Raw genomic sequence first — 22,178 nt, 5'->3', positions numbered from 1 at the left:
CTTGATCAGAATTCGTACTTGAAACCCAGGCGATAGCGGGCCTGGCGCTGGTCGGTGTTCTTGTCGACGTACACGTCGGCCACCTCCAGATAAGGCGTAAATTGTTTGTTCACCTTGTACTCAAACAACACCTTATTGCTGTAGTTATTCTTCGTGCCGTCGAACACCACTTGGTCGCTGTAAATCTGCTTACGGCCTACGCCCACCGACAATTGCCCAAACTTGTATTTGGCACCCAGCTCAATAACGTTATCTTTTTTATCTTCTTTGCCCGACGCGTCGTAGTGGGTGAGCTTGTAGTAATAACCCGGCGTGATGGAGAACTTTTCAGTGACGGCGTAAGAAACTTTCAATGACGGTTTATAGGACTTCTTGTCCTTGGCCACGGCATAAGTGAACTTGGGCTTGACCTTCCATTTAGGCCCCAGCTTGTGGCTGTACTTGACCTTGGCCTTGAGTTCATCCTTGGTCAGGCGCGAAAACGCTTTGCCGGGTTGGCCGTCCTTGTCGGGCGCAGTGTTCATCACTGACTCGAACGAGAACGCCAGCCCATTGTCCAGTGCCTGGGTGAGCATGACCTTGTCTTTGTGCTCGCGATCAACTTCCGAATACTGATGTTGGTAATCCAGCTCAAGGGCATGGGCGGTGGTAGAGGCCACTACCAAACCGATCAGCGAGATACGCCGGATTGCTTTCTTATTAGGGTTAACGCTCATTTTCTTCATCTTTGTACCTGTTATTTTTATTTTTAATGTCAAGACAACTTCCCACGACGGCTTTTTATACGCGCAGACGTACTCCTTTTCCGGATCACTCGGATTGTTTGAAACCTGGGTTTATTAGTTGGTTAAAGGCTTGGCCACTGCATGCCGTTGCCGGCGGTAAACCTGCCCGGAAAACAGTGCGGTCATCACTACCGAGACCAGCGAGGCACCGATCCAGAACAGCGACAAGGTATGGAAGTCGTACAGCTTGCTCCCGTCCGCGGCCAGCGTGGTGCCATGCTCGATCAACACACCCGTGAGAATTTCACCAGCTGCCGCCCCTGCATAACTGGCAATCCCGATCATGCCCAGCGCCGCACCGGCCGCGCTTTTGGCGGCGATATCCACGGCCATCAAGCCGCCGAGGAAGCACAGCAATGCGCCCATGGACAGGCCGAACAGCATCATCGCCGCGGCGTCCAGCCAGTAATGGCCACCCGGCAGGAACAGCATCATCCCCAGGGAAGCACTGTTCATCAGGCCAAACAGAATCGCCAGGCCGTGGCGCCGACCACTGAAGAAACGGTCGGAAATCAGCCCGCTCAGACCGGTGCCAACAATCCCGAACACGCCGGTAATGGAGATCAGCGCCGAGGCCGACAGCGTGGTGTAGCCCTTGGCGTTCTCAAGGAAAAACACGCCCCAGGAAATCACTGCATAACGGCCGATGTACATCAGGCACGACGCCAGCGCCAGCAACCACAGCGCCGGGTTCTTCAGCAGTGCCAGTTGCGCGCCCCATTTGCCGATGGTCTTCGACACCACCTCCGCTCGGTCGCTGTCGACTTCGGCAAAGCCTGCACTTTGCGGCGAGTCGGCCATGAACAGGTAGATCAGCAGCATGCCCAACAAGCCCATCGCGGTAGCCAGCCAGTAACCGTATTGCCAGCCCCAGGTCACGATCATCGCCGCGACCGCAATGTAGGTCAGCGCTTCACCGAGGCTGTGGGCAATCGACCAGAAGCCATAGAACGTGCCACCAGCGCGCCAGCGACACCACGCACGGCCCCACGCCCATGGATTGGGCCCACCCGTTGATGCCCCAGGCGATGGTCAGGACCACTGCGTTCGTGGTCAGGCCCATGCACGCATTTACCACTGCACTGATCAACAAGCCGAGCATCATGAAGCGTCGCACGTTGGCGTGGTCCGCGAGGAAGCCATTGACCAGCTTGCCCACGGCATAGGTGAAAAACAGCGCCGAGCCGATCATGCCCAGTTGCGTCGGGCTGAGGATGTTCTGGGCCACCAATGCGGGCTTGGCGACGTTGAAGGAAAGCCTGCACACGTAGAACAGCGCATAGCTCAAGGACATGGATAAAAAGGTCAGCCAGCGTGCGCGGCGAAACCTGCGGCCATCGGGGTCGTCGACGCCGGGCCGGGCCGGTGCGGCATGGAACAGTTGCAGGATGGATCTCATGGCGGACAGTCTCCTATTGTTATTATTGGCTGTACGTTGAAGCGGGACTCAGGCCTCCAGTGACGGACCGATCAGCTCGGCCAGTTGCGGGTAAACCTGAGGGCTGGCCACCAACAGCGGGTTACCGCCGAGCAAGCCATCGCCCCGAAGGAAATCGCTGCAGCGCCCACCCGCTTCACTGACCAGCACTAGCCCTGCGGCACAGTCCCAACTGTTGATATGGGTTTCGTAGTACCCCACCAGCCGGCCGGCTGCGACATAGGCAATCATCAAGGCACCGGAGCCGTTGCGGATGAACATGCCGCCGCCCTCCAGCAACCCGGAAAGAAACGGAATGAAGTGCTCTTTGCCACGTCGATGGGAAGTGCCAACGCCGGTCACGCCGTAGCGAATATCCGCTGCCTGGCTGACACGAATCGGTGTGTCGTTGACATAGGCGCCCAGGCCACGGCAGGCGTGGAAAAGTTCGTTATGGTTGGCATCCGCCACTGCACCCAGCCAGGGCTGGCCGTCCACCAGCAAGCCGATGGACACACACCAGGTGTGCAGGCCGTTGACGAAGCAACTAGTGCCGTCGATCGGGTCCACCACCCACACGCAGCGGGCCTGCAATCCGTCGGCGCCGCCCTCCTCGCCGACAAACCCATCCTCGGGGAACCGCTCGGCCAGGCGCGCCTTGATAAACACTTCAAGTTCCCGGTCGGCGATGCTGACGACGTCCTGGGGAACCGAATCCTTGTGCTCAACGTTCAACTGCTCGCGCTGACGGTAATACGCCATACCGCGTTGGGCCGCTTCACTTGCGACCTCACGTGCCAAGGCGTAGCGCGCAGCCAGCTCATCCGGGTCCGATAACGTCTGTGCCTGAATCATAAAACCTACCCTTGAGCGATGATTGCACACGTGTGCAAGCGTCTTGGAAAAAAAAGTGAGGGCAAGCCTTTTGCGAAGACCAACCCATCACCGATTACTGCTCATACAACACGAAATAAATTTTCTCTTCAAGTGCATTATGAAATTTTATTTCTGAAACCGAGTGCTTCCGCGCTCAATCAGCTTCACCGGCACTGGCTCGAACTCGGCGATTCGCATGAAATTCTCGCCCCGCGCCACAATCGCATTCACCGCCCGTTGCGCCAGTTGCACGCTGTCCTGGCGCACGGTGGTCAGGTCGTAGGCCAGTTGCGAGGCTTGGGCGATGTCGTCAAACCCGATCACCTGCACCTGTTGCGGCACTTGTATGTTCAGGGTGAAGCGCAGCGCATCGAGTGCGCCCAGGGCCAGCATATCGGTCGCACAAAAGATTCCGTCGGGACCTTCGCCCTGGCTGAACAACGCCAGCAATGCCTGGATTCCGCCCTGGTAGCCCGGGGTTTCATTGAACACCGTCTGCGCTTCGATACCGGCTTCAGCCAAGCGCTCGGCAAATCCCAACCAACGCTCCCGGCTGCTGAAATTGTGCTCGCCCTGGCCAATGAACGCCAGGCGCCTGGCCCTACCCTTGAGCAGCGCCTCGGCCGCCATCCGCCCACCAGCACGGTTATCGCTGCCGACGACTTCAGCGCCAGCCAGCTCATGGCCTCGGTTGATCATGGCCACCGGAATCTGCCGGTCCAGATAATGCTGGACCACCGACAGGGGCGGCGAGGCCGAGGTCAGAATCACCCCGGCAATCTGGTAACTCAGCAAGGCGTGCAACGATTGCTCAAGCTGCTGCGGATCATCGGCATTCATCAGCAACGGCATCAAGCCGCGACGGCTCAGGCTGTGGGCGATGGGGCTCAAGAGGCTGGCACGAAAGGCGCTGTCAAAACCGGCCGTGACCACGCCGACAAAGTTGCTGCTCCCCTTGTTCATGGTGCGGGCGATCATGTTGACCTGATAACCCAGGGCCTTGGCCGCAGCCAGGACTTTTTCGCGGGTCGCCGGGGCTACGCTGGCGCCAGCGGTGAACGTACGCGAGACCGCCGAACGGGACACACCAGCATGCCGGGCCACATCAAGGGCCGTAATCACGTTTTTGTCAGAAGCGTCCATGGTCAACCGCCCACTGCGAAAGAGGCGTTACGTTAATGGCAAACGCACCTCAAGGAAAGCGTGCGACAGGTGCATTCTTGAGGCTCGCGCAAAGCCGGTGCTACCATGCCCGACCGCCTGTCTTGGCAAGGAATGACCTGGTCTATGAGCACCATTCGCGAGCGCAACAAAGAACTGATCCTGCGGGCTGCCAGTGAGGAGTTTGCCGACAAGGGCTTCGCCGCGACCAAAACCAGCGACATCGCCGCCAAGGCCGGGCTGCCCAAGCCCAACGTCTACTACTACTTCAAGTCCAAGGACAACCTCTACCGCGAGGTGCTCGAAAGCATCATCGAGCCGATCCTGGCGGCCTCCACCCCGTTCAATCCCGATGGCGACCCCAAGGAAGTGCTGAGCGGGTACATTCGCTCGAAGATCTGCATCTCCCGGGATTTGCCGTTTGCCTCGAAAGTGTTTGCCAGCGAAATCATGCACGGCGCCCCGCATTTGAGCCCCGAGCAGGTGGAACAGCTGAATGCCCAGGCCAAGCACAACATCGACTGCATTCAGAGCTGGGTGGACCGAGGGCTGATTGCAGAGATTGATCCGCATCATTTGATGTTCAGTATCTGGGCGGCGACGCAGACGTATGCGGATTTTGACTGGCAGATTTCAGCGGTGACCGGGAAGGTCAAGCTGGATGACGCGGATTATGAGGCGGCGGCGCAGACGATTATTCGGTTGGTGCTTAAAGGGTGTGAGCCGGACTGATAGACCGAGGTGCAACCATCGCAGGCAAGCCAGCTCCCACACTGGATTTGTGCCAGACACAGAATGTATGAACGACGCAAGTCCTCTGTGGGAGCGGGCTTGCCCGCGATAGCGATCTCCCGGACACATCCCGCCAAAACCTGGAACACCCCTTAAAACATTCCCATCTAGCCTTTCAGAACTCACTTCTGCAAAGGGGCAACGGAATGCCTGATCTACCCGCATCATGTCGTCTACGCACTGGCCGCTATAACGAACCCAACCGAATTTATCTTCTGACCAGCAACACACTGCATCGCGAACCAATATTCAGCGACTTCAAGCTAGGCAGACTGGTTGTTCAGCAATTCAGAATTGCGCAAAACCAGCGACTGGCAACCTCACTCGCCTGGGTAGTGATGCCCGATCATTTCCACTGGTTGATTTCGCTGGAAAACGGTTCGTTGGCTGACCTGATGCGCCAGGTCAAATCCAAAAGTACTCGAGTCGTGAATGCTGTTTCCGGGCGAAAAGGGCGTCTTTGGCAACCAGGTTTCCATGATCATGCCGTGCGGCGCGAAGAAAACCTTGAGGGCATCGCTCGGTACATCGTGGCCAATCCCTTGAGGGCGGGGCTCGTGAAAAAATATGGCGACTACCCCCTGTGGGATGCAATCTGGCTTTGACTGGAGACCGAGTCGCCGCCATCGCGGGCAAGCCCGCTCCCACATTTTGATTTGTGAATACATTCAACTGTGGGAGCTGGCTTGCCTGCGATGACTATCCATCAGTCACCTCAAATCAAGCAGACACCCCCGCATCCGCCCACAACCCCTGCCCCTCAATCGCACTGATCGCACACTGCTCATCAATATCCGACGTATCTCCGCTGATCCCGATTGCCCCCAGCACCACGCCGTCCTGATCCCGAATCAATACCCCGCCCGGTGCCGGCACCACGCTGCCCTGCCCCAAACTATTCAACGCCGCAATAAACGCCGGCCGCTGCTGCGCATCCAGCGCCAGCAGCCGCGAGCCCTTGCCCAGGGCAATCGCACCCCAGGCCTTGCCGATCGCGATCTGCGGGCGCAACAGGCTCGCGCCATCTTCGCGTTGCAACGTAATCAAATGCCCGCCGCTGTCGAGTACCGCAATGGTCAGCGGCGCTGACGAAATGGTGCGGCCTGCCGCGATGGCGTGGCTGGCCAGGTTGACTGCGACTTTCAAGGTTAAAGCGCTCATGGGTGCCGTCCTTATCTTGTTATGGGAAAGCCGTGGGGCTCTGTTTGATCAAAAGCAGGATCAAACAAATAGAACACAATAGATTTATTTTTTGTATACAATATTTCGAAACATACGCACCACACGTCGAAATATTCCTGTCCAGAAGCCTTCCGACGAACGTAAAGGCCACCCAAGAAAATGGATTGACCTGCCACGCTCGCCGTGAATACACTTCAGACCAACACCACTTGTATACAATTACAAAACGCAAGAGGCACCAAAAACATGAGCAAAATGAGAGCAATCGAAGCCGCTGTCCTGGTGATGCGCCGTGAAGGGGTCGACACCGCCTTCGGTATCCCGGGCGCCGCGATCAACCCGCTGTATTCGGCCTTGCAGAAGGTCGGTGGCATCGATCACGTCCTTGCTCGCCACGTTGAAGGCGCCTCGCACATGGCCGAGGGCTACACCCGCACCAAGGCCGGCAATATCGGCGTGTGCATCGGCACGTCGGGCCCGGCGGGCACTGACATGGTCACCGGTCTGTACAGCGCCTGGGCCGACTCGATCCCGATCCTGTGCATCACCGGCCAGGCGCCCCGTGCTCGGATGCACAAGGAAGATTTCCAGGCTGTCGACATCACCAGCATCGTCAAGCCGGTGACCAAGTGGGCAACCATGGTGATGGAGCCCGGCCAGGTGCCGTATGCCTTCCAGAAAGCCTTCTATGAAATGCGCTCCGGTCGCCCAGGCCCAGTGCTGATCGACCTGCCATTCGACGTACAAATGGCCGAGATCGAATTCGACATCGACGCCTACCAGCCGCTGCCCCTGGCCAAGCCGTTGGCGACCCGCATCCAGGTGGAAAAAGCCCTGGCCCTGCTGGACCAGGCCGAACGCCCATTGCTGGTGAGCGGTGGCGGCGTGATCAACGCCGACGCCAGCGAGTTGCTGGTGGAATTCGCTGAATTGACCGGCATTCCGGTGATCCCGACCCTGATGGGCTGGGGCACGATTCCGGACGATCACCCACAGATGGTGGGCATGGTCGGCCTGCAAACCTCCCACCGTTATGGCAACGCGACGATGCTCAAATCGGACGTGGTGCTGGGCATCGGCAACCGCTGGGCCAACCGTCACACCGGTTCGGTGGAGGTGTACACCGAGGGCCGCAAATTCATTCACGTGGACATCGAGCCGACGCAAATCGGCCGCGTATTCACCCCGGACCTGGGCATCGTTTCCGACGCCGGCTCTGCCCTGACCATGTTCATTGAAGTGGCCCGCGAGTGGAAAGCCGCCGGCAAGCTCAAGGACCGCAGCGCCTGGCTGCACGACTGCCAGCAGCGCAAGGCCACCCTGCACCGCAAGACCCACTTCGACAACGTGCCGGTCAAGCCGCAGCGGGTATACGAAGAGATGAACCAGGTGTTCGGCAAAGACACCTGCTACGTCAGCACCATCGGCCTTTCGCAGATTGCCGGCGCGCAGTTCCTGCACGTGTACAAACCCCGTCACTGGATCAACTGCGGCCAGGCCGGCCCGCTCGGCTGGACGATTCCGGCGGCGCTGGGTGTGGTCAAGGCTGATCCGACCCGCAAAGTCGTGGCGCTGTCCGGCGACTATGACTTCCAGTTCATGATCGAAGAACTGGCGGTGGGCGCGCAGTTCAAGCTGCCGTACATCCACGTGGTGGTGAACAACTCCTACCTGGGCCTGATCCGCCAGGCCCAGCGCGGGTTTGAAATGGACTACTGCGTGCAGCTGTCCTTCGACAACCTCAACGCGCCGGAACTCAACGGTTATGGCGTCGACCATGTGGCCGTCGCCGAAGGCCTGGGTTGCAAGGCCCTGCGCGTATTCGAGCCAGGTCAGATCCAGCCTGCACTGCGCAAGGCCCAGGAAATGATCGAAGAGTTCAAGGTGCCGGTGATCGTTGAAATCATTCTGGAGCGGGTGACCAATATTTCCATGGGCACCGAGATCAACGCCGTCAACGAATTCGAAGATCTGGCACTGGTGGGCAACGACGCACCGACTGCCATTTCACTGCTCGATTAAGGAGAACCCCATGCCGCGTTTTGCCGCCAACCTGTCCATGCTGTTTACCGAACAGGACTTTCTTGCTCGTTTCAAAGCCGCCGCCGACGCGGGGTTCAGTGGTGTGGAATACCTGTTTCCCTATGAGTTCAGCTCGGCTGAAATCAAGGCGCAACTCGATGCCCACGGACTGACCCAAGTGCTGTTCAACCTGCCGGCCGGTGACTGGGCCAAGGGCGAACGCGGCCTGGCGTGCCACCCGCATCGGGTCGAGGAATTCCGTGCCGGGGTCAACCTGGCTATCGCCTATGCCCAGGTGCTGGGCAATACCCAGATCAACTGCCTGGCGGGGATTCGTCCTGCCGGTGTGGATGACGCCACCCTGGAAAAAACCTTCGTCGCCAACCTCAAGTACGCCGCCGACAAGCTGCAAGCGGTGGGCATCCGGCTTGTGATGGAGATGATCAACACCCGCGACATTCCGGGCTTCTACCTGAACAACACGGCGCAGGCCCTGTCGATTCGCGAGCAGGTGGGCAGTGCCAATCTGTTCCTGCAATACGACATCTATCACATGCAAATCATGGAAGGCGACCTGGCCCGCACCATGGCCGCGCACCTGGGTGAGATCAACCACATCCAGCTGGCGGACAACCCGGGCCGCAACGAGCCGGGCACCGGTGAGATCAACTACCGCTTCCTGTTCGAACATTTGGACCGCATTGGTTATCAGGGTTGGGTCGGCTGTGAGTACAAGCCGTTGACCACCACTGAAGCCGGGCTGGGATGGCTCAAAAGCCACAACGCGATCTAACTGAACAAACACAGCACCCAATGTGGGAGCGGGCTTGCTCGCGAAAGCGGTGGATCAGTCGACATCAATGCTGAATGTCGGCCCCCATTCGCGAGCAAGCCCGCTCCCACAGTGGATCTCCTGTGTTTAGCAGGCCGCGCCAGGCCTGCACACCTAACAATAAGAGGATTTTCATCATGGCTAAAATCGGATTTATCGGCACCGGCATCATGGGCCAACCCATGGCCGCCAACCTGCAAAAGGCCGGTCACCAACTGTTCCTTTCCGAGCACCATGGCAAGGCCCCAGCTGAATTGATCGACGCTGGCGCGGTGGCCCTGGCCAACCCGCAGCAAGTGGCTCAGGAAGCCGAGTTCATCATCGTTATGGTGCCCGACACCCCGCAGGTCGATGATGTGCTGTTCCGCGCCGACGGCGTTGCTGCAGGCCTTGGGCCGAACAAAGTAGTGATCGACATGAGCTCGATCTCGCCCACCGCCACCAAAGCCTTCGCCGCGAAGATCAACGAGACCGGCGCACGCTACCTCGACGCACCGGTCTCAGGTGGTGAAGTCGGCGCCAAGGCCGGCACCCTGAGCATCATGATCGGCGGCGACCCGCACACCTTCGAACGCGCCCTGCCGCTGTTCCAGGCCATGGGCAAGAACATCACCCTGGTGGGCGGCAATGGCGATGGTCAGACCGCCAAAGTGGCCAACCAGATCATCGTTGCCCTGAACATCCAGGCGGTGGCCGAAGCGCTGCTGTTCGCCTCGAAGAACGGCGCCGACCCGGCCAAGGTGCGTGAAGCGCTGATGGGCGGTTTTGCCTCCTCGAAAATCCTCGAAGTGCATGGCGAGCGGATGATCAAGGGCACCTTCGACCCGGGCTTCCGCATCAGCCTGCACCAGAAGGATTTGAACCTGGCGCTGGCGGGTGCCAAGGAGCTGGGAATCAACCTGCCGAACACCGCCGGCACCCAACAGGTGTTCAGCACCTGCACCGCAATCGGTGGCGGCAACTGGGACCACTCGGCGCTGATCAAGGGCCTGGAACATATGGCGAATTTTTCGATTCGCGATAAATAACGCCCATTGAAATGCGATCGAATGTGGGAGCGGGCTTGCTCGCGAAAGCGGTGTATCAGTCAGCATGGATGTCGAATGGTAGACCGCTTTCGCGAGCAAGCCCGCTCCCACATTTTTGACCGCATTTCACATCGAATTTGAGTCACCCCTAATAACAAGAATCCCGGGAGCCCGCTTATGTCGGTCGATCCGCAACACCTGCTTCGCGAGCTGTTTGCCACAGCCATCGACGCCACCCACCCCCGGCAAGTCCTCGAACCCTATCTGCCCGCCGACCGCAGCGGCCGCGTCATCGTGATCGGCGCCGGCAAAGCCGCCGCTGCCATGGCGCTGGTGGTGGAAAACTGCTGGCAAGGCGAAGTCACAGGCCTGGTGGTCACCCGCTACGGCCACGGCGCGCCCTGCAAGAAAATCGAAGTGGTCGAAGCCGCGCACCCGGTGCCGGATGCCGCAGGCCAGGCCGTAGCAAAACGTGTGCTGGAACTGATCAGCAACCTCAGCGAAGACGACCGCGTGATCTTCCTGCTCTCCGGCGGTGGCTCTGCGCTGCTCGCCCTTCCGGCCGCCGGTATCACCCTGGCGGACAAGCAAGCGATCAACAAAGCCCTGCTCAAATCCGGCGCCGCCATTGACGAGATGAACTGCGTACGCAAGCACCTCTCTGCGATCAAGGGCGGTCGCTTGGCCAAGGCCAGCTGGCCGGCCACGGTCTACACCTATGCGATTTCCGATGTGCCGGGTGACCAGGCCACCGTCATCGCTTCGGGCCCCACCGTCGCCGACCCGAGCACCTCGCAACAGGCGTTGGCGATCCTCAAGCGCTACCAGATTGAAATCCCGGCGTCCGTACGCACCTGGCTGCAAAGCCCGGAGTCGGAAACCGTCAAGCCCGGCGACCCGGTGCTCGCCCGCAGCCATTTCCAGCTGATCGCGCGCCCGCAGCAATCCCTGGAAGCCGTGGCGGTGAAAGTCCGCCAGGCCGGTTTCAGCCCGCTGATCCTCGGCGACCTGGAAGGCGAAGCCCGAGACGTGGCCAAGGTGCACGCCGGTATCGCCCGGCAAATCATCCAGCACGGCCAGCCGTTGGCGGCGCCTTGCGTGATCCTTTCTGGCGGTGAAACCACCGTGACCGTGCGCGGCAACGGCCGTGGCGGACGCAATGCCGAATTCCTGCTGAGCCTCACCGACAGCCTCAAGGGCCTGCCCGGCGTCTACGCCCTGGCGGGTGACACCGACGGCATCGACGGTTCCGAAGACAACGCCGGCGCAATCATGACACCCACCAGCTACGCCCGCGCCGAAGCCCTGGGCTTGAGCGCCCGCGATGAGCTGGACAACAACAATGGCTACGGCTACTTCGCGGCCCTCGACGGCTTGATCATCACTGAGCCGACCCGCACCAACGTCAACGATTTTCGCGCCATTCTGATTCTAGAGAGCCCTGAAAGAGAGTCCCCTGAACATGACGCCTGACAAGAAGGTCAAGATCCTCGCCACGCTGGGCCCCGCCACCGACAGCATCGACGACATCCGCGAGCTGGTGGAAGCCGGGGTGAACATCTTCCGGCTGAACTTCAGTCATGGCGACCATGCCGATCACGCTCAGCGCTACCAGTGGATTCGCCAGGTGGAGCGCCAGCTCAACTATCCCCTCGGCATCCTCATGGACCTGCAAGGCCCGAAGCTGCGGGTCGGGCGTTTTGCCGAAGGCAAGGTGCAACTGATTCGCGGCCAGGCCCTGCGCCTGGACTTGGACCCGACACCCGGTGACCAGCGGCGGGTCAACCTGCCGCACCCGGAAATCATCGCGGCCCTGAAGCCCGGCATGGACCTGCTGCTGGACGACGGCAAGCTGCGCCTGCGGGTGATCACCAAGCACGCCGACGCCATCGACACCACCGTGCTCAATGGCGGCGAACTGTCAGACCGCAAAGGCGTGAACGTGCCCCAGGCGTTGCTGGAACTCAGCCCGCTGACCCCCAAGGACCGCCGCGACCTCAGCTTCGGCCTGGAACTGGGTGTGGACTGGGTGGCGCTGTCGTTTGTGCAACGCCCGGAAGATATTCGCGAAGCCCGCGAGTTGATCGGTGACAAGGCGTTCCTGATGGCCAAGATCGAGAAACCATCGGCGGTGCAGCGCCTGCGGGAAATCGCCGAGTTGAGCGACGCGATCATGGTCGCCAGAGGGGACCTGGGGGTGGAAGTGCCGGCGGAGAGCGTGCCGCAAATCCAGAAGGACATCATTGGCGTCTGCCGTCAGCTGGGTAAACCGGTGGTGGTGGCCACGCAGATGCTCGAGTCCATGCGCTTCTCCCCGGCGCCGACCCGCGCCGAGGTCACTGACGTGGCCAACGCCGTGGCCGAAGGCGCGGATGCGGTGATGCTCTCGGCAGAAACCGCTTCCGGCGAATACCCGTTGGAAGCGGTGTTGATGATGAGCAAGATCATTCGGCAGGTAGAAAACGGCCCGGACTACCAGACCCAACTGGATGTTAGCCGGCCCAAGGCGGATGCCACGGTGTCGGACGCCATCAGCTGCGCGATTCGCCGTATCAGCAGCATTTTGCCGGTGGCGGTGCTGGTGAACTACAGCGAGTCGGGCAGCTCCAGCCTGCGGGCGGCCCGGGAACGACCGGCGGTGCCGATTCTCAACCTGACGCCGAACCTGTCGACGGCACGGCGCTTGAGCGTGGCGTGGGGCGTGCATTCGGTGGTGAATGATCGGCTGCGGCAGGTGGATGAGGTGTGTTCCACGGCGCTGGAAATTGCCCAGGCACAAGGAATGGCACAGCGTGGGGATACGTTGGTGATAACCGCGGGGGTGCCGTTTGGGCAGCCGGGGTCGACCAATTCGTTGCGGATCGAGACATTGATCTAATCCCCTGTGGCGAGGGAGCTTGCTCCCSCTGGACTGCGCAGCAGGCCCATCTTTTGGGGCCGCTGCGCGCCCCAGCGGGAGCAAGCTCCCTCGCCACAAGATTCGGCGCTTTCCTGCAGATATTGATCATGCCCAACCAATCCTGCCCCGACTGGGCCGAAGCCCTGCTCAACGGCTTCAGCCAGATTTTCCTCCAGCGCCACCCGCTGTGTGGCCTGCTCTGCCTGCTGGCAATCCTGATCGGCGCCCCGACCCTGCTCGGCGGTGCACTGCTGGGCGGTGTCGCCGGTTTGCTGACCGCCCAACGCCGAGGCTATCCCAAGGCCGAGCGCCAGGCTGGCCTCTATAGTTACAACGGCGTGTTACTCGGCTTGCTGATCAGCCAGCATTTCACCTGGTCGGCACTGTTACCGCCGCTGATCCTCGCCTGCGGTGGCCTCAGCGCAATCCTCACCCGCCAATGGCTCAAACGCGCCGCCAACCCTGGCGACCTGCCCGCCTACACCGCACCGTTTGTGGTACTCGGCTGGCTGCTGCTGGGCACCACCGCGCCCGCCGCATTTGCCGCCAGCGAACCCGGCACCTGGGCGCTACTCTGCGCGCCGTTCAGAGGCCTGGCCCAAGTCATCCTGATGGACCAACCCCTCGCCGGCCTGTTGATCGCCCTCGGCCTTTTAACAGCCAGCCGCCGCGCGGCCTCGTGGGCGCTGACCGGTGCGAGCCTCGGCGTGCTGGTCGCCCTGCTGATGGACGAACCCGCCAGCGCCCTGCTTGGCCTGCACAGCTATAACCCGGCACTGGCGGCATTGGCCCTCAGCCAGCATCGCCGCCAACCCTGGCTGCCGCTGATCGGCATCCTGCTGGCGATCATCCTCACGCCGGGCTTTACTGGCCTAAACCTGCCTGCGCTGACCGCGCCGTTTATCCTCGCCACCTGGCTGGTGCGCGCCAGCCATCGGGTGATGCGCAAAGCCCGCATGGACAGCCCCTTCGAATCCCCCTAGGCTTGCTCGACATTCGATTCAGGCGGGTTTTATGGACAGCAACAACGACTGGCGTCAGCGGCTCTACGTCATGGTATTCCAAAGCGACACCGTCGCTGGGCGGCGCTTCGATGGCATCCTGCTGCTGATCATTCTCGCCAGTTTGGTGATCGTGATGCTCGACAGCATCGACCAGGTGCACCAGAACTACGCTGATGTGCTGGCCTATATCGAGTGGGGCTTCACGCTGATCTTTCTGATCGAGTACGGGTTGCGTCTGTACTGCTCGCCCAAACCCTTGCGTTATGCCTTCAGCTTCTACGGGCTGGTGGACTTGCTGGCCATTGTCCCCGGCATCCTGGCGCTGTATTACAGCGATGCGCAGTACCTGCTGATCATCCGGATCATTCGGATGCTGCGGATTTTCCGTGTGCTCAAGCTCAGCCCGTACCTCAAGCAAGCCAACTACCTGATGGCGGCGCTGCGGGGCAGCAAGCAGAAGATCGTGGTGTTCCTGGTCAGCGTCTGCACCCTGGTCACGGTGTTCGGCACCTTGATGTACGTGATCGAAGGCCCGGAACACGGCTTTACCAGCATTCCCAAAGGCATCTATTGGGCGATCGTGACCCTGACCACCGTGGGGTTTGGCGATATCGTGCCGAAGACCCCGCTGGGCCAGGTGATTTCGTCATTGGTGATGATCACCGGTTACTCGATCATCGCCGTGCCCACCGGGATCTTCACTGCCGAACTGGCCAATGCCATGCGGGGTGACGCGCTGCAAACCGATTGCCCGGTGTGCAAGAAAAACAGCCATGAGCCGAACGCCGCGTTTTGCTCACGCTGTGGTAACGGGCTTTTCAAGAAAGTGGAATAAGCAAAGTTCTTTTTAATCTTTAAGCGACTATGCGCCCCCCCGTTATAGTCGCTGGCATATTGCCCCTACATCGTCGACAACCTTCTCGAACAACAAGGAATGAGCAGTGAAAAAACTCGTTAGCGCCTCTCTCCTGGCCGCCGGCCTCGCACTGGCTGGCGTCGTCCAGGCCGCCCCGGTCACTCTGCTCAACGTCTCCTACGACGTGATGCGCGACTTCTACAAAGACTACAACGCCGCCTTCCAGAAGCACTGGGCCGCCGAGCATCCAGACGACAAGCTGACGCTGCAGATGTCTTTCGGTGGCTCGAGCAAACAGGCGCGCTCGGTGATCGACGGCCTGCCGGCTGACGTGATCACCATGAACATGGCCACCGACATCAACGCCCTGGCCGACAACGGCAAGCTGGTGCCGGACAACTGGGTCACCCGCCTGCCGAACAACAGCGCGCCGTTCACCTCGGCCACGGTGTTCATCGTGCGTAAAGGCAACCCGAAAGCCCTGAAAGACTGGCCGGATCTGGTCAAGGACGGCGTACAAGTCATCGTGCCGAACCCGAAAACTTCCGGTAACGGCCGCTACACCTACCTGTCGGCCTGGGGTTATGTGCTGAAGAACGGTGGTGACGAGGAGAAGGCCAAGAAGTTCGTGGGCGACCTGTTCAAACACGCCCCCGTGCTGGACACCGGTGGCCGTGCCGCTACCACCACGTTCATGACCAACCAGATCGGCGACGTACTGGTGACGTTTGAGAACGAAGCAGAAATGATCGCCCGTGAATTTGGCCGTGATCAGTTCGAAGTGATCTACCCAAGCGTCTCCGCCGAGGCTGAGCCGCCGGTGTCGATCGTCGACAAAGTAGTCGAGAAAAAAGGCACCAAAGTGGCTGCCGAGGAATACCTGAAATACCTGTGGTCGCCAGAAGGCCAGGAAATTGCCGCCAACAACTACCTGCGTCCACGTGACCCGAAAGTACTGGCCAAGTACACCGACCGTTTCCCGAAAGTCGACTTCCTGTCAGTCGAGAAGACCTTTGGTGACTGGCGCACCGTGCAGAAGACCCACTTCAATGATGGTGGGGTTTTTGACCAGATCTACTCCGGCCAATAAGCAGTTCTGACTGGAGAAACCCGGTCAAAAATGTGGGAGCGGGCTTGCTCGCGAAGGCGGTGGATCAGTCGGTACATCCGGTGACTGTCACACCGCATTCGCGAGCAAGTCGAATCGTCGCACCGCCGCTCCCACATTTGTTTCAGTGTTCAGCGGTTACATCGGCGGTGTCACGCCATCCTTGCCCGCGGAAATCGCCTGGGCCGTCACGCTCCCATCCGCGCCCTTCGCCGCAAACATCACCACTTTCACCCCCGGCTTCAGCAAGCTGCGATCACCCGGCTCCAGGTTGACGATCGGCACATCGTCCGGCACCACGATCTTCTGCTCGCCGCCCTTGTACTTGACGGTCAACGTCCGGCCATTGCTCACCACCAGGTCACCCACGGTGCCGTTGGTCATGCTGCTGCCTTCCTTCAGGTCGAACGCCCGATGCCCGTCGCCCGTACCCGCCATGGCCGGTGGAAACACATGCACTTCCAGCGCCGTCAGGGTGCCATCCGCGTTCGGCATGGCCGCCGAACCGATGTAACTGCCCGGCTTGATGTCTTCGATCTTGGCCAAGGTGACTGCACGCACCAGCGTGTCCTTGGTCAGGTGCACGGTGACGTCTTCTCCGCTGTTGACCTTGACCTGCATCGCGTCGCCGTCCATCGCGGTAATCGCACCCCGCACGCCGATACGCGGGGCATCCGCGGCCTGGACAACGCCCACGGTCATCAGCGCGGCCAGACTTGAGGCCAAGAGCATTTTGTTGAATGTCGTCTTCATGGCAGTCGATTTCCTGTTTATGCAGTTGTGACTGAATGTATCATCGAGCCTCAGCCCGAAAGTTAACGTTTCAGTCATTAATTCCCGGCATGAGTGTTATCACCACAGACAGGCTACTCGCCCCCAGGCTCAATCATTATTCTCGCTCGCCTTTTTCCTTCGCTTTTATGAGAACGCCATGAACGCCACGCCCCACGCTACAAACACCATGACCCGAGGCATGGTGATGCTGTTTGCGTTCTGTTGCGGCGCCATCGTCGCCAACATCTACTACGCGCAACCGATCATCGAGCTGATCGCCCCGGATATCGGACTCACGCCGGCCATGGCCAGCCTGATCGTGTCCCTGACCCAGATCGGCTATGCCCTGGGTCTGTTCTTCCTGGTGCCATTGGGCGACCTGCTGGAAAACCGCCGGCTGATGATCATCACCACCGTGGTGGCCATCGCCAGCCTGCTGGGTGCGGCGTTCACCGAACAGCCAAACCTGTTCATGCTGGTGTCGCTGCTGATCGGCTTCAGTTCGGTGTCGGTACAAATCCTGATTCCGCTGGCGGCACACCTGGCGCCGGCTGAATCCCGTGGCCGGGTAGTCGGCAGCATCATGGGCGGTTTGCTGCTGGGTATCCTGCTGGCGCGGCCGGTGTCCAGCGTGGTGGCCGACCACTTCGGCTGGCGCGCCATGTTCATGGCCGCCGCGGCCCTGATGGCGTTTATCAGCGTGGTGCTGATGCTGACCATCCCCAAGCGTCAGCCAGATCACGCCGCCAGCTATGGCCAGTTGCTCGGTTCACTGGGCACCCTGTTGCGCCGCCAACCGGTGCTGCGCCAGCGGGCGTTTTACCAAGGCTGCATGTTCGCTACTTTCAGCCTGTTCTGGACCGCCGCCCCGCTGGAACTGTCCCGCAACCATGGCCTGAGCCAAAGCCAGATCGCCCTGTTTGCCCTGGTCGGTGCCCTTGGCGCCATCGCCGCCCCCATCGCCGGGCGCCTGGCGGATGCCGGCCACACCCACCGCGCCTCATTGCTGGCGATGCTGTTTGCCGCGCTGAGCTTTCTGCCGGCCTTCGTGCACCCGTTGTACAGCGTGATTGGCCTGGCGGTGACCGGCGTGGTCCTGGACTTCTGCGTGCAGATGAACATGGTCCTCGGCCAACGCGCCATCTACGCCCTCGACGCCAACAGCCGCAGCCGCCTGAACGCGCTGTACATGACCAGCATCTTCATCGGCGGCGCCTTCGGTTCGGCGATTGCCAGCAGCGTGTACGAACACGGCGGCTGGCTGGGGGTGATGCTGGTGGGCAGCGCCTTCCCTCTGGTGGCGTTGTTGCGGTTCTTGAGTGCATCGCGGCGAGGGGCGGTAGCGACTGCCTAGTTACAACCGCACCAACTTCTCCAAAGCCGCATCGGCCAGAAATGACGAGCGGCTTTTCACTTTGTGCTCGCGCACATAACGGTCGATACGCTGGATCACATAGCCGGGCAAGGTCACATTGACCTTCTCGGTCTTGCCCAGATACGGCGAGATGTCGAGCTCCAACATCCCCCAGCCCATGCCGGCGTAGTCCTCATTATCGTGATGGGCGGCCACCGACGTTGGCATCGGAATCACCCGGCCTTCTGCGGCGATCTCTTGCAGCATGATGTGCGCCACTTCAACCGCCGCGTTGTAAGCCTCTTCAAAACTGTCCCCGGCGGTCACCGCACCTGGAATGTCGGGGATCTGAATACCGGTGGCGACAAAGTCATCGCCCCATTCGATACAGATTGGGTATTGCATGGAAAATCTCCTTAAACCGTCCTAAAACGAAAACAGCCCGGCACGTTTCCTGATACTTCGCACGGTGCCCATGGGCAGATCCTTCTTGGGATGGGGCACCGGTATCGTGTACGGGTTATAGCGATGGGTGAAAAGATGATGGCTGCCCGTCACCCGATCCAGCACCCAACCTGCCTCTTGCAGCTCTTTGATCAATAGCCTGCTTTGCACCACAGCCTCCTTGCTCCGGCTCGAATAAAGGTAACTCCAGAGTTATCTTTACTCAAGCACAGAATTCATCAGGCTGACTGGCGGCTGTTTTACCGGATGTTTGGAATCGAGGAACACGACCGTTTAGCGATGGCCAGTAGGTGAACAGGCAAGGACCGGCCAATGCTGCTGGGCGAAGACGCAGCAACTCACCGATGGCTTGCGCGGCAATATTCAATGCGAGGCGCTGGCCGGGACATTGATGTTTCCCGGCACCGAAACTGAAGACTCGGCGTTGTACTCGCTCAAGCAAAAAACTATCAGGTTGCGGGTTCGCATCGGGATCCCGATTGGCAGACGCCAGCAGCACCAGAACAGTATCGCCCGCCTCCAACACGCGGCCGCCAATCGTGCAGCGCCTGGCCACAAATCGCCGGGTGTTCTGCACCGGCGAATCGTAGCGGGCCACCTCCTCGACCAACGCGATGGCCAGGGTCGGCATGTGCTGAATCTTCTCAAGCAGCTCAGGCTGTCGATGCAGCGCAACCAGCGTATTGCCGATCAGCCCGGCGCTGGCTTCGCAGGTTTGCGAAAGCAGTCCGATCAGATTGGCAATCAGCGCGTCCGGGTCTTGCCACTCGCTGGCTTCGTAGTTACGACGGATGTGCGCCAGCAACGCTGTCGGCTCCAACGGTGCGCTGAATATCTGCCTTAGCCAGGTAGCACCGGCATCGGCATCCTGCTGTTGAGCTTCACTACTCAAGGGCGACAGGCAGGCGACGAAATCCCGTGTCCGCCTGGCGACTTCCTGCAACTGCTCACGCGGGACACCCAGCAACGACGCAATCACCGACACGGGCAGCGTGAACATGAGCTGATTGAGGTTATCGACGGGCCCAACGACTTGCGCGACCACATCAGCAATGCTCGCAGAGGCCAACGCTGGCTCGATGATCGCCCGGGGGCATCGGTGGCCCGGGCCTTCATTCATGCGCATCAACGATGCAAACACCTGCCCCGCCGCACCTTGCGCAATGGCTGCGGGCACTGGCTCGTGCAGCGGCCGCACCCGGCAATCGGGATGCGCCAGAACAGCCTCGACCATCCTGGCACTGCTGGCTATCCATAACCCCAGACCGTCATCGAGCAGCAGTTCGTCGTTGAGCCTCAAGCGAGCGTAATAATCATAGGGATCGTTATGTGTAGCGGCTTCCAGCGGTGTCATTCAGTACGTCCTGTGTCTAAAGAACCGCTACTATCAGCCACCGCCCACGGTGACGATTCGTTCAGGAACGAAATATGAACGCCCACAACGATGACTGCGCTATTTCCCAGGTCGCCGGCGCCATTGCGGAACCTGCCCGGACGAAAATGCTCTGCGCACTGATGGACGGCCATGCGCGCACCAGCACGGAAATGGCGGTGATTGCCGAGGTCAGCGCCTCCACCGCCAGTGCCCACTTGGCGAGGCTCAAGGAAGACGGGCTGGTCAAGCTGCACACTCAGGGCCGGCATCGGTATTACAGCCTCGCGGGCCCTCACGTTGCCCAGGTGATTGAAGCGCTGATGGTGATCAGCAGAAACACTGCAACGGCGTTTGTTGCGACCACGCCCAATCGATTGCAGTTCGCACGGACCTGCTACGACCACATGGCGGGGACGTTGGCCGTGCGCCTGCATGATCATTTCATCGAGTCTGGCTGGCTGATTGGCGACGGCACCTATCAGCTCACTGTGGACGGCGAAAAAGCGATGAGCGAATTGGGTGTCGACGTGGCAGCGCTTCGCGCCCAGCGGCGTCGTTTTGCATGTTCGTGCCTGGACTGGAGCATGCGCCGTCCGCACCTGGCTGGCGCATTGGCCGCTTTGCTGGAAAGCGTTATCCGCCGTAAATGGGTGACCCAGGACCTTGATAGCCGTGCCCTTGGACTCACACCCAAGGGTCGAAAGGAACTGGCTTGCCGATTTGGCCTTACCGCTCAAGACGGTTTGGCAAGGCGTTGAAACAACTGCAGCAAGGCTGACAACGTCTTCGTGACCATCTCGCTTAGCTGTGAAAGCAGGTCCGGTTTCACATCAATCGACGGCGTCGGCTCCGGAGCCGGTTGCGGCACTACGTTCGGCACTGGCTGCACATTTGGCTTTTGCCCCTGCCACTGCACATCCGCAGGCTTGATCTCGCCAATGCCCTTGACCAGAAAACCGGCAGTGCCACTGCCCTTCAGGTCGATCTCCAGGCTTGAACGCCCCGTCGCAGCGTCATGCTTGAGTATCGCCTCACCCGCCCGGCCACTGAACCGTTCAGTAAACACAAGGCCAGGGACGCCCGCCTCTTTCAAAACGCCCGAGACCTCTATTTTGTCGGTGCCACTGGTAAAGTTCTCGATCAGGTCAGGATTCCGCGGCGTGGAATCACTGGCCTTGTCGTAGGTACAAACGTCCGCCCCGCCGCCGCCGCGCAACGTGTCGCCACCCGCGCCACCCTTGAGCCGGCAGCCACCCTGATTAGCGATCAGCAGATCGTTTCCCGAACCGCCTATGGCGTTCTCGACCAAACAACCCTTAGCGATGGAAACATTGCCCTTCAAACCACCCACATCCGAAAACGACTCGGCGTTCAAATTGATTGTCTGGTTTTGGGAAAACCCGGAAAAATCCAGCGTATCGTCGCCGCCGCCGTCCCATACACAGAAGAGGGGTTTGTCGCTGGCACTCTTGAGGGTCATGGCCTCACGCTCGGTATTGGAATTAAAACCGTAGGTCGTGTCGGTATTACGGGTTTGGCGATTGGCCCCGTAAAGCCGTTGGGCCGCCGCGATATCATCCATCATCGGCGCGGACGGGTTCAGCGCCTGGAAGTTGTGACCGGATTGGTTTTTCTCCGACCAGTAACTCATCACGCTGCGCGCCTTGGTATCTCCGGCATACACTGCGCCACTGTTGTAACTGGAGCCACCACCGTTGTAGTTACCCGGATGTTGAAGGCCGATGGCGTGGCCGATTTCATGCACGGTGGTCACCGAAAAGTGGCTGCCCAGCGCTGGTGAACCACCAGCCCTCTGCGTGCCGATGGTCGCCGATGTACTGGTGGTGGAACGCGTGGGTAATGTGGCGACGCCACCGTCACCGCGGCGGTTGTTTTTGATGTTTACCGTACCGTCCACACCGTTGGCCCGTTCCCTGAAGGTGATGTTTGCAACATCCTGCCAGGACTGCACCGCGTCGCGTACGCGTCGCTGCTGCTGTGGGGTGAAACTCGGATCGACGGTGTAGGACAGGTCAACTTTCTTGTCGCCGTTGCGGTCGTGAAACCGCTGGTTGTTCCGCGTGATCTGCTTTGCGGCCTGATCCGTGGTGTACGTAGGCTTTGTGTTGGCGCCGAAGCCAAGCGAATCAGGCTCAAACGCCGGAAAACTTTGAAGTAAAGGCCTGAGGGAAACCGCGTCAAAAGTATTCATGAGACAGAGCACTCTTCTAATTAATAAACGAGCCGG

General features: G+C 60.1%; 21 protein-coding genes and 1 pseudogene. 12 read left to right on the top strand and 10 right to left on the bottom strand.

Going from position 1 to position 22,178, the window contains the following annotated elements; all coding sequences use genetic code 11:
• Nucleotides 1–5: 5 nt before the first annotated feature.
• The 4 genes and pseudogenes from AU074_RS13990 to AU074_RS13975 form a co-directional block, all read right to left on the bottom strand.
• Nucleotides 6–716: an oligogalacturonate-specific porin KdgM family protein gene (locus tag AU074_RS13990; protein WP_076015209.1), complete on the bottom strand. Its 711-nt coding sequence runs from the start codon at nt 714–716 to the stop codon at nt 6–8.
• Nucleotides 717–839: 123 nt separating this feature from the next.
• Nucleotides 840–2,079: pseudogene (locus AU074_RS13985) on the bottom strand (MFS transporter).
• A 153-nt stretch (nt 2,080–2,232) separates the two neighbouring features.
• Nucleotides 2,233–3,057: an inositol monophosphatase family protein gene (locus AU074_RS13980; protein ID WP_076015208.1), complete on the bottom strand. Its 825-nt coding sequence runs from the start codon at nt 3,055–3,057 to the stop codon at nt 2,233–2,235.
• A 147-nt stretch (nt 3,058–3,204) separates the two neighbouring features.
• On the bottom strand, nt 3,205–4,221 hold the full coding sequence (locus AU074_RS13975; RefSeq protein ID WP_076015207.1) for a LacI family DNA-binding transcriptional regulator: 1,017 nt from the start codon (nt 4,219–4,221) through the stop codon (nt 3,205–3,207).
• 144 nt (nt 4,222–4,365) lie between these two features.
• Between AU074_RS13975 and AU074_RS13970 the strand changes: the two genes are divergently transcribed.
• Nucleotides 4,366–4,971, top strand: coding sequence for a TetR/AcrR family transcriptional regulator (locus tag AU074_RS13970; protein WP_076015206.1), 606 nt, complete (start codon nt 4,366–4,368; stop codon nt 4,969–4,971).
• A 206-nt stretch (nt 4,972–5,177) separates the two neighbouring features.
• Nucleotides 5,178–5,636: a transposase gene (locus AU074_RS13965; RefSeq protein ID WP_076015205.1), complete on the top strand. Its 459-nt coding sequence runs from the start codon at nt 5,178–5,180 to the stop codon at nt 5,634–5,636.
• Nucleotides 5,637–5,751: 115 nt separating this feature from the next.
• Here AU074_RS13965 and AU074_RS13960 read toward each other — a convergent pair whose 3' ends face one another.
• On the bottom strand, nt 5,752–6,192 hold the full coding sequence (locus AU074_RS13960; RefSeq protein ID WP_076015204.1) for a heme-binding protein: 441 nt from the start codon (nt 6,190–6,192) through the stop codon (nt 5,752–5,754).
• Nucleotides 6,193–6,459: 267 nt separating this feature from the next.
• On the opposite strand from AU074_RS13960, the gene gcl reads away from it, so the two are divergent.
• From gcl to AU074_RS13920, 8 genes are all read left to right on the top strand, one after another.
• Nucleotides 6,460–8,235: a glyoxylate carboligase gene (gcl, locus tag AU074_RS13955; protein ID WP_076015203.1), complete on the top strand. Its 1,776-nt coding sequence runs from the start codon at nt 6,460–6,462 to the stop codon at nt 8,233–8,235.
• A 10-nt stretch (nt 8,236–8,245) separates the two neighbouring features.
• A complete protein-coding gene (gene hyi, locus AU074_RS13950; protein ID WP_076015202.1) occupies nt 8,246–9,028 on the top strand; it encodes a hydroxypyruvate isomerase in 783 nt (260 codons plus the stop codon).
• A 176-nt stretch (nt 9,029–9,204) separates the two neighbouring features.
• A complete protein-coding gene (locus tag AU074_RS13945) occupies nt 9,205–10,095 on the top strand; it encodes a 2-hydroxy-3-oxopropionate reductase (RefSeq protein ID WP_017477510.1) in 891 nt (296 codons plus the stop codon).
• A gap of 177 nt (nt 10,096–10,272) precedes the next feature.
• Nucleotides 10,273–11,568 carry a glycerate kinase gene (locus AU074_RS13940; protein WP_076015201.1) on the top strand — a complete coding sequence of 432 codons (1,296 nt, stop codon included), beginning with the start codon at nt 10,273–10,275 and terminating at the stop codon, nt 11,566–11,568.
• Complete coding sequence (gene pyk / locus AU074_RS13935; RefSeq protein ID WP_076015200.1) at nt 11,558–12,973, top strand: pyruvate kinase; 1,416 nt, start codon at nt 11,558–11,560, stop codon at nt 12,971–12,973. Before AU074_RS13940 ends, pyk begins: the two co-directional genes overlap by 11 nt.
• Nucleotides 12,974–13,101: 128 nt before the next feature.
• Complete coding sequence (locus AU074_RS13930) at nt 13,102–13,977, top strand: urea transporter (protein ID WP_076015199.1); 876 nt, start codon at nt 13,102–13,104, stop codon at nt 13,975–13,977.
• A 31-nt stretch (nt 13,978–14,008) separates the two neighbouring features.
• A complete protein-coding gene (locus AU074_RS13925; RefSeq protein ID WP_076015198.1) occupies nt 14,009–14,833 on the top strand; it encodes an ion transporter in 825 nt (274 codons plus the stop codon).
• A 106-nt stretch (nt 14,834–14,939) separates the two neighbouring features.
• The gene (locus AU074_RS13920; RefSeq protein WP_076015197.1) at nt 14,940–15,944 is read left to right on the top strand and encodes a sulfate ABC transporter substrate-binding protein; all 1,005 of its coding nucleotides are present in this window, start codon (nt 14,940–14,942) and stop codon (nt 15,942–15,944) included.
• Between the two features lie 156 nt (nt 15,945–16,100).
• Here the strand turns inward: AU074_RS13920 and AU074_RS13915 are convergent, their stop codons facing one another.
• Nucleotides 16,101–16,715, bottom strand: a complete 615-nt coding sequence (locus AU074_RS13915; protein ID WP_076015196.1) for a DUF5666 domain-containing protein — start codon at nt 16,713–16,715, stop codon at nt 16,101–16,103.
• A gap of 178 nt (nt 16,716–16,893) precedes the next feature.
• Here AU074_RS13915 and AU074_RS13910 point away from each other — a divergent pair, with 178 nt between their 5' ends.
• A complete protein-coding gene (locus AU074_RS13910) occupies nt 16,894–18,090 on the top strand; it encodes an MFS transporter (RefSeq protein ID WP_076015195.1) in 1,197 nt (398 codons plus the stop codon).
• Here AU074_RS13910 and AU074_RS13905 read toward each other — a convergent pair whose 3' ends face one another.
• From AU074_RS13905 to AU074_RS13895, 3 genes are read right to left on the bottom strand one after another with little or no spacing between them, the layout of a single operon-like run.
• Nucleotides 18,091–18,495 carry a type II toxin-antitoxin system HicB family antitoxin gene (locus tag AU074_RS13905; RefSeq protein WP_017477502.1) on the bottom strand — a complete coding sequence of 135 codons (405 nt, stop codon included), beginning with the start codon at nt 18,493–18,495 and terminating at the stop codon, nt 18,091–18,093.
• Between the two features lie 21 nt (nt 18,496–18,516).
• Nucleotides 18,517–18,705 carry a type II toxin-antitoxin system HicA family toxin gene (locus tag AU074_RS13900; RefSeq protein WP_026077965.1) on the bottom strand — a complete coding sequence of 63 codons (189 nt, stop codon included), beginning with the start codon at nt 18,703–18,705 and terminating at the stop codon, nt 18,517–18,519.
• A gap of 52 nt (nt 18,706–18,757) precedes the next feature.
• The gene (locus AU074_RS13895; protein WP_076015194.1) at nt 18,758–19,909 is read right to left on the bottom strand and encodes a cytochrome P450; all 1,152 of its coding nucleotides are present in this window, start codon (nt 19,907–19,909) and stop codon (nt 18,758–18,760) included.
• A 74-nt stretch (nt 19,910–19,983) separates the two neighbouring features.
• Between AU074_RS13895 and AU074_RS13890 the strand changes: the two genes are divergently transcribed.
• Nucleotides 19,984–20,688: a helix-turn-helix transcriptional regulator gene (locus AU074_RS13890; RefSeq protein WP_076015193.1), complete on the top strand. Its 705-nt coding sequence runs from the start codon at nt 19,984–19,986 to the stop codon at nt 20,686–20,688.
• On the opposite strand, the gene AU074_RS13885 is transcribed toward AU074_RS13890, so the two are convergent.
• Complete coding sequence (locus tag AU074_RS13885; protein WP_076015192.1) at nt 20,664–22,142, bottom strand: M10 family metallopeptidase C-terminal domain-containing protein; 1,479 nt, start codon at nt 22,140–22,142, stop codon at nt 20,664–20,666. The genes AU074_RS13890 and AU074_RS13885 overlap by 25 nt on opposite strands.
• Nucleotides 22,143–22,178 lie beyond the last annotated feature (36 nt).

Source organism: Pseudomonas sp. ATCC PTA-122608 (assembly GCF_001952855.1).
Classification (GTDB): Bacteria; Pseudomonadota; Gammaproteobacteria; order Pseudomonadales; family Pseudomonadaceae; genus Aquipseudomonas.
This window is presented reverse-complemented; position numbering and strand designations above follow the sequence as displayed.